The sequence below is a fragment of the Xanthomonas sp. SI genome (assembly GCF_014236855.1).
GTDB lineage: Bacteria > Pseudomonadota > Gammaproteobacteria > Xanthomonadales > Xanthomonadaceae > Xanthomonas_A.
Genome location: NZ_CP051261.1, coordinates 3,309,623 through 3,323,217 on the forward strand (window position 1 = coordinate 3,309,623; position 13,595 = coordinate 3,323,217).

Genomic DNA, 13,595 nt, shown 5'->3' on the forward strand with positions numbered 1-13,595 from the left:
ATCGCGCAGCGCGCGCGGATCAGCCCAGGCCCAGGCTCACGGCTGCGCGACGGGCAGCGCGACGGCGCCCTCCGCCGCAACCGGCTTGTGCCGCTCCACGCCCAGGTAGCGCTGCATCAGGTCCTGCACGATCGGGCTCTTGTCGGCCAGGCCCTCGATCGACTTGCCGAGCGAGACCGCCTTGATCAGATTCTCGAACATGCCGCCGTCGCCGCCGACCAGGTCGATATCGGCATTGCGCAGCGCGCTGGCGATGACCTCGGCGTTTTCCTTGGACACTTCCTTGCCGGCCTCGATCGAGGCCAGCGCCTGCTTGAGGCTGGTGTCGAGCATCATCCGGAACTCCTCGTGGCCGCGCGCGGTGTCGCTGAGCGCGCCGATCGCCTCGAACTTGCGGGTCAGGCCCTCGGCCTCGGCGAACAGGCGTTTCTCGACCACGTTCGCCTCGGCCAGGCCGATCGACTCGGCCGCGCTGGCCTTGGCCTTGCCCATCTGTTCCTCGCCCTGCGCCTTGGCCTGCAGCGTCTCGGCCAGCACGCGCGCATCGTTGCTGCCCTGCTTGAAGCTGGCTTCGGCCTTGGCCTCGATCACCCGCGCCTCGGCGATGCCCACCTTCTCGATCGCCAGCGCCGAGGCTTCCTTGACCTGTGCGTCGGCCAGGCCGGGCGCGGCCTTTTCGGCGCGCATGCCGTCGGCCAGCAGCTTCTTGGCTTCGGCCTGCTTGCCCGCGGCCTCGTGTTCGGCCTGCGCCAGGGTGGTCAGTTCGACCGCACGATGCTTGGCCGCGGTCTCGCTTGCCTGCGCTTCCTTGACCTGGCGCACCAGCTGCTCCTGCGCCTTGGCCTCGGCTTCCAGGATCGTCACCTGCTTGTGCCGGTCGGCCTCGGCCACTTCGCGCACTTCCTTGATCCGCTCCTCTTCCTGGGCCACGGTCTTGTCGATGGCGATGCGCTCGCGGGTGATGTTGGCCACGTCCATCTTGCCGTTCTCCACCACCTTGTCGCGCTCAACGCCCTGCAGCTGCACTTCGCGATCGGTGGTGACCTGCTCCAGTTGGCGCGCGCGCGTGACCCGCTCGACCTCGATGGCGACCGCGCGCTGGCGGTTCTGTTCGGCGACCTCGACCTCGCGCATGCGGTTCTGCTCGCGGATGTCGATCAGCTGCTGCGCCTCGATGCGCGCATTCTCCGACAGCTGGCGCTGCTCTTCCTGCACCTTCAGCGTCTCGGCCTGTTCGCGCGCGCGGATCGTGTCGACCTCGCGCTTCTGCCGCGCCTCGGCCTCGGCCTGCTGCCGCTCCAGCGCCAGCAGCGCCTCGCGCGCTTCCACGTTCTTCTTGGTGATCGCCAGCTTCTCGTTCTGCTCCAGCTCGTTGGTCACCACGTTCTGGGTGGCGGTCAGCTCGGTGATCTTGCGGATGCCCTCGGCGTCGAGGATGTTGTGCGGATCCAGCAGCGACTTCGGGGTCTGCTCCAGGTAATCGATCGCCACGTCCTCGAGCACGTAACCGTTGAGGTCGTTGCCGATCACCGCGATGATCTCATCGCGGAATTCCTGGCGCTTCTCGAACAGTTCGGTGAACTGGAACTTCTTGCCGACCGTCTTCAGCGCCTCGGAGAACTTGGCGTTGAACAGCTCGTCGACCGCATGCTTGTCAGAGGCACGGTCGGCGCCGATCGCCTTGGCCACGCGCAGCACGTCGGCCTGGGTCTCGTTGACCCGCAGGTAGAACGCGACCGCGATGTCGGCGCGCATGTTGTCGCGGCAGATCAGGCCTTCCTTGCCGCGGCGATCGACCTGCAGGGTGATCAGGCTGATCCGCATCAGCTCGGCGCGGTACAGCACCGGCACGATCAGCGCGCCGGTGAAATGCACCTTCGGCGTCGAACTCATGTCGTTGACGATCAATGCCACGCCTTGGTCGACCTTGCGGTAGAACGCCTTGAACAGGCCAGCCAATCCCAGCAGCAGCACCAGCAGGATGCCGACGCCGATCAGAAACGGCGCCATCGTCGCAAAACTCATCGGTGGATCTCCTTATCGCCCGCAATCAGGCTGTGGGGTAACGGCGAACCCGGCTGATCCTGCTCGCGGGCCACCAGGTAATGATTGTGCGCATGCACGTAGTCGACCAGCACGACGCGCTCGCCGCGCAGGTACTGGCTGCCGGACGGCGCGCGCACCTGCAGCACCAGTCCGGCGCCGCCGTCGTCGACATTGGCGTAGCCGCTGCCGGCATCGACGCGCGGCGAGGCGATCACCCCGACCTTGCCGAGCAGCGACTGCTGCGCGACCGGACGCAGCTTCAGCAGCAGGCGCCGCAGCGGCCGCAGCATCCACGAGGTCAGCGGCACCGCCGGCACCAGCGCCAGCAGCGCGACCGCGCTGCCCAGGCCCCAGCGCACCCCGTCCGGCACCCCCTGCAGCAGGAACAGATGCGCGAAATAGGTGCCGGTCCAGGCCCAGAACGACAGCAACGCCACCACCAGCATCAGCGGCGCACCGCCCAGGCCGAGCCGCGCGAAGATGCCGGAAATGCCATGCAGGCCGTGCTCGGCGCCGTGCGCGCCATCCACATGCAGATGCAGATGCCCGTCGGCGAGGTGGTGATCGGCAATGCCGGTCGCGGCCAGCAGCCAATAGATCGCCGAGAATCCCAGCAAAATGCTGTACGGCAGCGTGGGAAACCCCAGTGCGACGCTCAAGAACTCGGCCATTCCCTCATCCATCCCTGTGCGGGCAGCGCACATCGCCATCAGGCGCGTGCGCTGTCGCTTCATCCTCATCGGCCGGCAGCGCGCATCACGCGCGGCGCGGCATCGCCGACCGACCCCTGGCCCGGATCATACGATAAAGGCGTGACCGCACCCAGCGCGGCGCGCAAGCGCCATGGCGGTGGCGCGTCTGGATCTGGCGGCGCGCGGAGCGGCCGATTGCGCAGCCATACTGCTGCGTACGCGGCCTTGACGACCTAGCGTGGCGGCGCAGTCCGCTCTAGCAGTTGGTGTTCAACTCGTGGCAATCGGCGCGGCGCACTTCCTCGACGAACTTGCGCATCTTGTGCCCGTCCTTGATGCCCGGCTGGCTCTCGATGCCGCTGGACACGTCCACGCCCCACGGCAAGGTGGCGATGATCGCGTCGAACACGTTGTCGGAGGTGATGCCGCCGGCCAGCAGGAACGGCCGGTGCAGGCCGGTGGGCAGGCGCGTCCAGTCGAAGGTCTTGCCGGAACCGCCGCTCTCGCCCGGGGCGTGGCTGTCGAACAGGAAGCCCGCCGCGTTCGGGTACTGCAACTGCAGGGTGCGTGCGTTGATGTCGCTGCCGCCCATCGGTACCGCTTTCAGGTACGGCAGGTTGAAACCGCGGCAGAAGCCGTCGTCCTCGTCGCCATGGAACTGCAGCAGGGTCGGCCGCACCGTGCGCAGCACTTCGCGCACCTCGTCCTTGGGGTTGTCGCGGAACAGCGCGACCACGTCGACCATCGGCGAGGCGGCCTGGCGCATCGCGCGGGCCTCGGCCGGCGCCACCCGCCGCGGGCTGCCGTGGGCGAACACGAATCCCACCGAATCCACCCCAAGTTCGCCCGCCAGGCGGATGTCGCCGGCACGGGTCATGCCGCAGAACTTGATGCGGGTGCGATACAGGGTTCGATTCATAGGGTGACCTCGGCCGGTAGCTTCCAGATATCGGGGTAGAGAGGACCGACGAAGACCAGTCCCTGCGGCGGCGCCGTCGGGCCGGCGACGCTGCGGTCGCGCCCGGCAAGCAGTTCGCCGATCCAGGAAACCGGCTTCTCGCCCGTTCCTACCATGATTAAGGAGCCTACGATATTGCGCACCATGTGATGAAGGAATGCATTGGCCTGGACCTGGACCTCGACGACCTCGCCGATTCGGGTCACCGCGATCGCCTGCAGCTCGCGCCGCGCATGCAGCGCCTGGCACTGGATGCTGCGGAACGCGCTGAAATCCTGCTCGCCCAGCAACGCCTGCGCGGCGGCATGCATCGCCTCGGCCTGCAGCGGCCGCCGCTCCCAGCTCAGGGTCTGCCGGTACAGCGCCGGGCGTACCTGGCGGTTGAGCAGGCGGTAGCGGTAGCGCCGCGCGCGCGCCGAGAAGCGCGCATGGAAATCGTCCGCGGCCGGCACGCACCAGCGCACGCACACCGACGCCGGCAAGCGCGCGGTGGCGCCAAGCATCCAGCCGCGCGGCGCGCGTGGCGCATCGCAATCGAAATGCACGACCTGGCATTCGCCGTGCACGCCGGCGTCGGTGCGACCGGCGCAGACCACGCTCACCGGCGTATCGGCCACCGACGACAGCGCCGCCTGCAGCGCCGCCTGCACGCTCGGCCCGCCGGATTCGCCGAGCTGCTGCCAGCCCTGGAACTCGCTGCCGTCGTATTCCACGCCCAGCGCATAACGCATCGCGCCCTACTCCGTCACAACGCGCAATGCGGGCCACAGCGGCCATGGCGCTGCGCTGCGGCACGCTAGCGCATATGGGTTCGTGCGAGGCCCAGCGGCGCTCGCCGCGGGCGGGCGCAACCGCGGCAACAGCGCAGCCGCGATGCAGGTCCCCGGCGCCGCCATGCTTGCCTCGCGCGCCAGCCGGGACAGCGCCTGGCGGCGTGTCGGCGGCATCACCGCAAGGTCGAGGAGGTGTTCGCGCATCGTCGCATTCCCTGTCGAGGCAGCGCGGCGGCGACTGCGCCGCACGCCGCCTGCGCGCATCAGCTCAAGCGGGCCAGCAGTTGCTGGGCTTCGGCACGCGCCGCCGGATCGCCGCCGGCCGCCACTTCGGTCAGCAGAGTGCGCGCGGTTTCGTTGTCGCCCAGGTCCATGTAGGCCACTGCCAGCTCCAGGCGCTCGCGGCCGATCGGCGGATACGTGGGCTCCGGTTCGACGCTCGATTCGGCGGCGGCAGACAGATCGCCCTGGTGCCAGGTCGGCTCCTGGCGTTCCGCCACCACCGGCGCGACCGGCGTCGGCGCCGACGGCGGCTGCCGCCATGGTTCGTCGGCGTCGAGCGGCGCCTGCGTCAGCGGTGCGACCTCGGCATCGGGCCGTAGCGCGAACTGCGCATGCTCCGCGGCAGGCGCGGCGTCGGCATCGGCATCGACGTCGTCGTGACGCGGCGCATGCCCGGCAAGCTCGCGCTCGAATGCGTGGTCCTGGTATGCCCGGTCTTCGGCGGCCGCGTCTTCGGCCACCTCGCGCTCGTGTTCGTCCAGCGGCGGCAGGTCCGGCGCGTCCACCTCGCGATGCGCCACCACCGGCACCGCCGCGGCCAGTTCCGCCGCGTCGTAGCCGTGCCGCGGCAGCGGCGGCAACGGCGAAGGCTTGCGTCGGCGCGACAGCAACAACGCGCCGATGCCCAGCACCAGCAGCGCCAGCCCGCCCCACAGCCACAGCGGCCAGCCGCTGGAGGCCGTAGCCGGCGCGGGTTGCGCCTGCGCCTGGGTCTGCCCGGATTGCGCCAGGCGCTTCTGCGCCGCGGCCAGGTCGCTGTCCTTCAGTGCGATCAGTTGCTGCTGCTGGGCCTTGAGCTTTTCCAGCTGTTCGACCCGCGAGCGCAGTTCCTGGACCTCGGCATCGCGTGCCGCGAGATCTTCGCGCGCCTGCTGCAATTGTTGAGTCGCCACCATGTCTCCCTCGTCGCCGGCACCGGTGCCGGACTTGGTTCCTGCGTTGTCGCGCTGCGCCGGCACCGCCGGCGCGATTTCCAGGCGTGCGCCCGACGCCGCCGTGGCCGTCGCGGCGGCGGGTTTGGCGGCCGCCGGCGCAGGCGCATCGGCCTGCTGCGCCTGTGCCGGCTGCGGCACTGGCGCACGCGCCTGGCGCCATTGCGCGGCCTGTTCGCGGACGATGGCGGTGGCCGCAGCGGCATCGATGCTGGCCAGTTCTTCCTGACGCGGCGTGCGCAACACTGCGCCCTGCTTGAGCAGGTTGACGTTGCCGCGGATGAACGCATCCGGGTTGGCGCGCAGCAGCGCGACCATGGTCTGGTCCAGCGAGTGGCCGCCGCTGCGCGCCAGCTGCCCGGCGATCTGTGACAGGGTCTGCCCGCGCTGCACCGGCGCCAGCGCATCGCCCGGCGCCGCAGTGGGTGCCGGGGCACTGCGGACCGGCGTGGCGGGCGCGGCCGACAGCGCAGGCGGCGGGCTGTTGACGACCGCTGGCGGCGCCGTTGCCGGCGCCGGCAACGGCTCGCTGCGGACGATGCGGTCGGACGGCGCGGCGGCGGCCGGGGCATCGATCGCCGGCGCGTCGATCGCCGCGGCGGTGTTGGGCGCGTCGAGCAAGGCCGAATATTCGCGGATCAATCGGCCCTGGCCCCAATCGACCTCGATCAGGAAGCTCAGCGACGGCACCTCCACCGGCATCTGGCTGCTGACGCGGATCACCGCGCGGCCCTGGTTGGTCTGCGCGAAGCGGAACTGCAGGCTGCCGACCAGGCCGTCCGGGCGCTCCAACCCGACCCGGGCGAAGGTCGCCGGCGAGGCCAGCGCGACGCGTGCGTTTTCCAGCTCGCCCGGTTCGTTGGAGATCACCGGGATCTCGGCCAGGAACGGCTGGCCGGGTTTGGACAGGACGCGGATGTCGCCCAGTCCCAGCGCCAGCGCGGCCTGGCTGCAGGCCAGCAACAGCAGCGCGCACGCCGCGCGCCAGCCGCGGCTCGTGCCGAGTGCAATGGAAGTGCCTTCGCCGCCATGGCGGCGGCGGAAGAAGCGTGGTTGTAGGCGCATCACGCCCCTGCCCTTGGTGTCATGGCGTGCAATATAGCCGTTGCCCTTTGGATTGTGGCGTTCGTCTACGAGGCTGTGCGACGGAGCCTTGCAGCAACGCGTCGCCTTGCTCCCCTTCTCCCATCGGGAGAAGGTGCCCCGCAGGGGCGGATGAGGGTACGGGTATCACGCGTGCTATCGGGCATCGCGAGGGCTTCGCCCCGTACCCTCACCCCTAACCCTCTCCCGATGGGAGAGGGGGTCTTGGCTTCGGTTGTTGTGCTGCACGCTCAGGCAGCCCTCCCTTCTCCCACCGGGAGAAGGTGCCCCGTAGGGGCGGATGAGGGTACGAGCGAAGCCTCGTAGGATCGAAACAGTGCGAGGGCTTCGCCCCGTACCCTCACCCCTACCCCTCTCCCGATGGGAGAGGGGGTCTTGGCTTCGGTTGTTGTGTTGCGCGCTCGGGCAACCCTCCCTTCTCCCACCGGGACCACGGCCCCCTTTTTGGGAGAAGGTGCCCCGCAGGGGCGGATGAGGGTACGGGCGAAGCCTCGTGGGATCGAAACAGTGCGAGGGCTTCGCCCCGCACCCTCACCCCCGGCCCCTCTCCCGCAGGGAGAGGGGAGATAGCGCTCAGCCTTCCTGCGCCACCAGCTCGGCCAGTTGCACCGCGTTGAGTGCGGCGCCCTTGCGGATGTTGTCGGAGACGATCCACAGGTTGAGGCCGCGCGGATGCGAGATGTCTTCGCGGATGCGGCCGACGTAGACCGCGTCGTTGCCGGAGGCGTGGGTGACCGGAGTCGGATAGCCGCCGGCCTTGCGCTCGTCGACCACTTCCACGCCCGGCGACGCGGCCAGCAGCGCGCGCGCCTGCTCGGCGCTGACCTTGCGCGTGGTCTCGATCGCCACCGCTTCGGAGTGGCCGTAGAACACCGGCACGCGCACCGCGGTCGGGTTCACCTGGATGTTGTCGTCGCCGAGGATCTTGCGCGTTTCCCAGACCAGCTTCATCTCTTCCTTGGTGAAGCCGTTCTCCAGGAAATCGTCGATGTGCGGGATCAGGTTGAAGGCGATCTGCACCGGGAAGCGCTGCGGGTCGATCGCCTGGAAGTTGAGCAACTGGCCGGTCTGCTTGCCCAGTTCTTCCAATGCCGAACGGCCGCCGCCGGACACCGACTGGTAGGTGGCCACGTTGATGCGCTCGATGTTGTACTCGCGGTGCAGCGGCGCCAGCGCCACCAACATCTGCATGGTCGAGCAGTTGGGGTTGGCGACGATGCCGCGCGGACGCTGCTTCAGCGCTTCCGGGTTCACTTCCGACACCACCAGCGGCACGTCGTCGTCGTAGCGGAATGCCGAGGAGTTGTCGATCACCACCGCGCCGGCGGCGGCGAACTTCGGCGCGTATTCCTTGGAGATGCCGCCGCCGGCGGAGAACAGCGCGATGTCCACGCCGGTCGGGTCGAAGCTGGCCAGGTCTAGCACGGTGACCTTCTGGCCCTTGAACTCGACCTGGCCGCCGGCCGAGCGCTCGGAGGCCAGCGGGTACAGGGTGGCGATAGGGAAGTCGCGCTCGGCGAGGATGTTCAGCATGGTTTCGCCGACAGCGCCGGTGGCGCCGACGACGGCGACGTTGAAACGACGGGATTCGTTGCTCATGGGAGATTGTTCGATCGGGTAGGAGAAAGGGGGAACAGCCGCACTGCCAGCTGGATTCGGGGAACCTCCCGAGCGCGCCGCTCAGGTCGCCGGAGGTTCCCTATCGTTTTTTGCCCGCGATGATGCCGTCGCCCTTGCCGGCGCCAGTCGCGATCGCATCCAGGTTCAACGCATTCGGCGGACGCCCGGCGTCGGCGCCGAGGCCCAGCGCGGCCAGCAGGTTGTCCACCGCCAGCGCCACCATCGCGCGGCGGGTGGCCGCACTGGCGCTGCCGATATGCGGGGTCAGCACCACGTTGCGCAGGGCCAGCAGTTCCGGGTGCACCGCCGGCTCGCCTTCGTACACGTCCAGCCCGGCCGCGGCCAGGCGCCCGTGCGCGAGCGCGTCGGCCAGCGCCAGTTCGTCGATCAGGCCGCCGCGGGCGATGTTCACCACGGTGGCGCTCGGCTTCATCTGCGCCAGCGCGGCGGCATCGAGGATGTGGTGCGACTGCGGCGAATACGGCAGCACCAGCAGCAGGTGGTCGGCGCGCACCAGCAGTTCGTCGAAGCCGACGTACTCGGCAGCGTGCGCACGCTCCACCTCGGCCGGCAGGCGGCTGCGGTTGTGGTACAGCACGCGCATCGAGAAGCCAGCGGCGCGGCGCGCGATGGCCTGGCCGATGCGGCCCATGCCGAGGATACCCAGGGTGCTGCCGTGCACGTCGGCGCCGAGCATGGTCTGGAACGACCACTGCCGCCACTGCCCTTCGCGCAGCCAGCGTTCGGATTCGGTAATGCGCCGCGCGGCCGCCATCAGCAGCGCGAAGCCGAGGTCGGCGGTGGTTTCGGTGAGTACGTCGGGCGTGTTGCTGGCGACGATGCCCGCCGCGCTGAGCGCGTCCAGGTCGAGGTTGTTGTAGCCGACGCCGACGTTGGCGATGGCGCGCAGCCGCGGCGCGCCGGCGATCTCGGCCGCGCCGATGCGCTCGTTGAGCGTCACCAGCGCGCCGTCCAGCGGCGCCAGCGCCGCGGCCAGCTCCTGCTGCGAATACTTGGTCACGTCCGCGGTGGTGGTCAGCGCGCAATGTTCGCCGAGCCGTGCGACGACATCGTCGAACAGCGGCTGGCTGACCCACACCCGTGGCCGCGACTCAGCCATCGCCACCGCCGGGGATGTGCGGGGCGATGCTGCCGACGTCGCCGCACTGCGCGCGGTGGCGCAGCGCCTGGTCCATCAGCACCAGCGCCATCATCGCCTCGGCGATCGGGGTGGCGCGGATGCCGACGCAGGGGTCGTGGCGGCCGGTGGTGATGACGTCCACCGCCTGCCCGTCCACGTCCACCGTGGCGCCGGGCAGGCGCAGGCTGGAAGTAGGCTTGAACGCCAGCGAGGCGACGATCGGCTGGCCGGTGGCGATGCCGCCGAGCACGCCGCCGGCATGGTTGGACTGAAAGCCGTCCGGCGCGATCAGGTCGCGGTGCTCGGTGCCCTTCTGCGCCACCACGGCGAAGCCGTCGCCGATCTCCACGCCCTTGACCGCATTGATGCTCATCAGCGCCGCGGCCAGTTCGCCGTCGAGCTTGCCGTAGATCGGCTCGCCCCAGCCCGGCGGCACGCCGTCGGCGACCACGGTGACCTTGGCGCCAATCGAATCGCCGGACTTGCGCAGCGCGTCCATGTAGCTTTCCAGCTCCGGCACCTGCGCCGCATGCGGCCAGAAGAATGCGTTGTCTTCCACCGCGTCCCAGGCGAAGCCCTGCGGCAGGACCGGCCCGAGTTGGGACAGGTAGCCGCGCACGCGCACGCCGTAGCGCTGCGCCAGCCACTTCTTGGCGATCACGCCGGCGGCCACGCGCATCGTGGTCTCGCGCGCCGAGGAACGGCCGCCGCCGCGCGGATCGCGGATGCCGTACTTCTGCCAGTAGCTGTAGTCGGCATGGCCCGGACGGAACTGGCGGGCGATGTCGGTGTAGTCCTTGCTGCGCTGGTCGGTGTTGCGGATCAGCAAGCCGATCGGGGTGCCGGTGGTGCGCCCCTCGTAGACCCCGGACAGGATCTCCACTTCGTCGGCCTCGCGCCGTGCCGAGGTGTGGCGGCTCTTGCCGGTGGCGCGGCGCTGCAGGTCGTGGGCGAATTCGGTGGCGTCGAGCTCCAGCCCGGGCGGGCAACCGTCGATCACGCAGCCGATCGCCGGCCCGTGCGATTCGCCGAAGGTGGTGACGGTCAGCAGGGTGCCGAAGCTGTTCGCGCTCATGGCCGCCGGCTCACCGGCTCGCGGCCAGGTCGGCGATGCGCGCGTGGTGCGCGACCAGCTCGCTGGCTTCCACCGCGAAGATGCCCATCTGCCCGACCTTGAACTCGACCCAGGCGAAATCCACTTCCGGCAGCAGCTGCACCAGCGCGCGCTCGGATTCGCCGACTTCGCAGATCAGCAGGCCGTCCTCGCTGAGGTGCGCCGGCGCGTCGCGCAGGATCTTCAGCGCCAGGTCCAGGCCATCGTCGCCGGCGCGCAGGCCCAGTTCCGGCTCGTGCGCGTATTCGGGCGGCAGCGCGTCGGTCTCGGCGTGGGTGACGTAGGGCGGATTGGTCACGATCAGCTCGTAGCGGCGCCCGCCCAGCCCGGCGAACAGGTCCGACTTGACCAGCTCGACGTTGTCGGCCAGCAGCCGCGCCTTGTTCTCCGCGGCCAGGGCCAGCGCGTCGTCGCTGATGTCGACCGCGTCCACCTGCCAGTTCGGGTTGTAGTGGCCCATCGCGATGGCGATGCAGCCCGAACCGGTGCACAGGTCCAGCGCGCGGCTGACTTCGCGCCCGGCCAGCCACGGCTCGAAGCCGGCCTCGATCAGCTCGGCGATCGGCGAGCGCGGCACCAGCGCGCGCGCATCGCTCTTGAAGCTGAGCCCGGCGAACCAGGCTTCGCCGGTCAGGTAGGCGGCGGGGATGCGCTCGGCGATACGGCGCTCGAACAGCGCCAGCACCTGCGCCTTTTCCGGCGTGGTGACGCGCGCGCCGCCATAGGCCGGGCCCAGGTCGTGCGGCAGGTGCAGCGCGTGCAGCACCAGTTGCGTGGCTTCGTCCAGGGCGTTGTCGTAGCTGTGGCCGAAGCTCAGTTCGGCGGCATTGAAACGGCTGGTGCCGTAGCGGATCAGGTCGATGATCGTGTGGAGTTCGGCGGCCGCGTCGGCAGTCATGGCAACAGGCAAGGCAATTCGGCCCCCGATTATAGGGGCCCGGCCGCTATCATGAGCGTTCGTTGCAAGGGAAATCAGTATGTTCAACCGCAACTTCGGCATCGTCCTGGTGGTCGCCCTGGCCGCCGGCCTGGGCCTGCTGCTGGCCCAGAAGTACTTCGGCGGCGGCGCTTCGGCGTGGCCCGAGACCCGCAGCGTGCGCCTGTACCCGCAGCCGCGCGCCCTGCCCGACTTCCACCTGCGCCAATCTGACGGCACGCCGCTGGTGCCCGGCGAGCTGAAAGGCCACTGGACGCTGGTGTTCCTGGGCTTCACCGCCTGCCCGGACGTGTGCCCGACCACGCTGGCCGACCTGGCCCGCGCGCAGAAGCAGTGGGAATCGATCCCGGACACGCTGCGCCCGCGGGTGCTGTTCGTCTCGGTCGATCCGGAGCGCGACACCCCGGCGCGGCTGGGCGCCTACGCGCACGGCTTCCACAAGGACACCCTCGCCGCCACCGCCGACGTGCCGGAACTGGAACGTTTCGCCACCGCGCTGGGCTTCGTGTTCCAGAAGGTGCCCGGCAAGCATTTCCAGGAAAACCCCAACGACTACAGCATGGACCACTCCGCCGCGATCGCGGTGCTCGACCCGCAGGGCCGCCAAACCGGGCTGATCCGCCCGCCGTTCGAGCCGGCGGCGATCGCCGCCGACCTGCAGGCGCTGACCAAGGCGACCGCGCCATGAGCCTGCTGACCACGCTGACCTACGTGCTGCCGCACCGGCTGCTGTCCTCGCTGGCCCGGCGCCTGGCCTACTCGTCGCGGCCGGGGCTGAAGCAATGGCTGATCGACACCGTGGTGCGCCGCTTCGGGGTGGACCTGGCCGAGGCCGCCGAACCCGATCCGCGCGCCTACCCGACCTTCAATGCCTTCTTCACCCGCGCGCTGAAGCCTGGCGCGCGCGTCGCCGATCCGGACCCGCAGGCGCTGCTGATGCCGGCCGACGGCCGCATCAGCCAGCTCGGCCCGATCCAGGACGGGCGCATCTTCCAGGCCAAGGGCCAGTCGTTCACCGCTGCCGAGCTGCTCGGCGACGAGGCCGCGGCCGCGCCGTTTGCCAACGGCCTGTACGCCACCGTGTACCTGTCGCCGCGCGACTACCACCGTGTGCACATGCCCTGGACCGGCACCCTGCGCGAGACCGTGCACGTGCCGGGACGGCTGTTCAGCGTCGGCCCGGACGCCGTGCGCAACGTGCCGCGGCTGTTCGCGCGCAACGAGCGTCTGGTCTGCCATTTCGACACCGAGTTCGGGCCGATGGCCTCGGTGATGGTCGGCGCGCTGCTGGTCAGCGGCGTGGAAACGGTGTGGAGCGGCGTGGAAATCCCACGCTACGGCGACCGTATCACCCGCAAGGATTGGCGTGGCAAGGGCATCGTGCTGGAGCGGTTCGCGGAGATGGCCCGCTTCAACTACGGTTCGACCGTGATCGTGCTGTTGCCGCCGGGGGTGGCGCAGTTGGATCCGGCACTGGCGGCGGAAACCGCGGTCCGGCTCGGGCAGGCGCTCGCCAGGCGGATGCAAAGCTGACGCACGGCGGCGCGACGCACGCAGGGGCGCCGTCCTTGTCCTGCGGCGCGGCACGATTTCAATTACGGCTGCACCGTGATCGTGCTGCCGCGGACAACCATGGCGACGCTCGATCTGGCGCTGGCAGCGGAAGCGCCGGTCCGACTCAGTTAAACGCTCGGCACACAGGGCGCTTCCTCCATCGTCGCGCGGGTATTGGGGCGGTAACAGCGCGCCCGGCGGCCTTGCATTCCCGGTGCTGCCGTACCCTCACCCCAACCCCTCTCCCGACGGGAGAGGGACATCATGGCTCCGCTTCTGATGTGCGCGCGGCTGGACCATCACCACGCGTTGCATGCGCGCACGCTCCTTCTCCCCTCGGGAGGTGGCGCGCAGCGCCGGATGAGGGTGCGTCCGCCAGCAGTGCTTGCGTTCTAACCCTGCTATCGGAAGCGTCGCCCGCCTGGCTGCTGCGCCGTACCCT

The 13,595-nt window shown here is 69.8% G+C and carries 11 protein-coding genes; 2 read left to right on the top strand and 9 right to left on the bottom strand.

Annotation, left to right across the window (positions count from 1 at the left end; translation table 11 throughout):
- Positions 1-36: 36 nt before the first annotated feature.
- From HEP75_RS13830 to prmB, 9 genes are all read right to left on the bottom strand, one after another.
- Positions 37-2,025: a hypothetical protein gene (locus HEP75_RS13830; protein ID WP_185823904.1), complete on the bottom strand. Its 1,989-nt coding sequence runs from the start codon at positions 2,023-2,025 to the stop codon at positions 37-39.
- Complete coding sequence (locus HEP75_RS13835; RefSeq protein ID WP_185823905.1) at positions 2,022-2,717, bottom strand: hypothetical protein; 696 nt, start codon at positions 2,715-2,717, stop codon at positions 2,022-2,024. The genes HEP75_RS13830 and HEP75_RS13835 overlap by 4 nt, the downstream gene beginning before the upstream one ends.
- A gap of 277 nt (positions 2,718-2,994) precedes the next feature.
- On the bottom strand, positions 2,995-3,657 hold the full coding sequence (locus tag HEP75_RS13840; protein ID WP_179563833.1) for a phosphoribosylanthranilate isomerase: 663 nt from the start codon (positions 3,655-3,657) through the stop codon (positions 2,995-2,997).
- Positions 3,654-4,427, bottom strand: coding sequence for a tRNA pseudouridine(38-40) synthase TruA (truA, locus tag HEP75_RS13845; protein WP_185813294.1), 774 nt, complete (start codon positions 4,425-4,427; stop codon positions 3,654-3,656). Before truA ends, HEP75_RS13840 begins: the two co-directional genes overlap by 4 nt.
- 305 nt (positions 4,428-4,732) lie before the next feature.
- On the bottom strand, positions 4,733-6,652 hold the full coding sequence (locus HEP75_RS13850; protein WP_185826607.1) for a FimV/HubP family polar landmark protein: 1,920 nt from the start codon (positions 6,650-6,652) through the stop codon (positions 4,733-4,735).
- Positions 6,653-7,360: 708 nt separating this feature from the next.
- On the bottom strand, positions 7,361-8,386 hold the full coding sequence (locus HEP75_RS13855) for an aspartate-semialdehyde dehydrogenase (RefSeq protein WP_185823906.1): 1,026 nt from the start codon (positions 8,384-8,386) through the stop codon (positions 7,361-7,363).
- 100 nt (positions 8,387-8,486) lie between these two features.
- A complete protein-coding gene (locus tag HEP75_RS13860; protein WP_185823907.1) occupies positions 8,487-9,527 on the bottom strand; it encodes a D-glycerate dehydrogenase in 1,041 nt (346 codons plus the stop codon).
- On the bottom strand, positions 9,520-10,623 hold the full coding sequence (gene aroC, locus HEP75_RS13865) for a chorismate synthase (RefSeq protein WP_185823908.1): 1,104 nt from the start codon (positions 10,621-10,623) through the stop codon (positions 9,520-9,522). Before aroC ends, HEP75_RS13860 begins: the two co-directional genes overlap by 8 nt.
- 10 nt (positions 10,624-10,633) lie before the next feature.
- On the bottom strand, positions 10,634-11,560 hold the full coding sequence (gene prmB, locus HEP75_RS13870) for a 50S ribosomal protein L3 N(5)-glutamine methyltransferase (RefSeq protein ID WP_185823909.1): 927 nt from the start codon (positions 11,558-11,560) through the stop codon (positions 10,634-10,636).
- 79 nt (positions 11,561-11,639) lie between these two features.
- Between prmB and HEP75_RS13875 the strand changes: the two genes are divergently transcribed.
- Together HEP75_RS13875 and asd are read left to right on the top strand one after the other, a co-directional pair.
- Positions 11,640-12,287 (top strand): SCO family protein, encoded by a 648-nt coding sequence (locus tag HEP75_RS13875; protein ID WP_185823910.1) that lies wholly within the window; start codon positions 11,640-11,642, stop codon positions 12,285-12,287.
- A complete protein-coding gene (gene asd / locus HEP75_RS13880) occupies positions 12,284-13,132 on the top strand; it encodes an archaetidylserine decarboxylase (RefSeq protein WP_185823911.1) in 849 nt (282 codons plus the stop codon). Before HEP75_RS13875 ends, asd begins: the two co-directional genes overlap by 4 nt.
- The last annotated feature ends 463 nt before the right edge of the window (positions 13,133-13,595 follow it).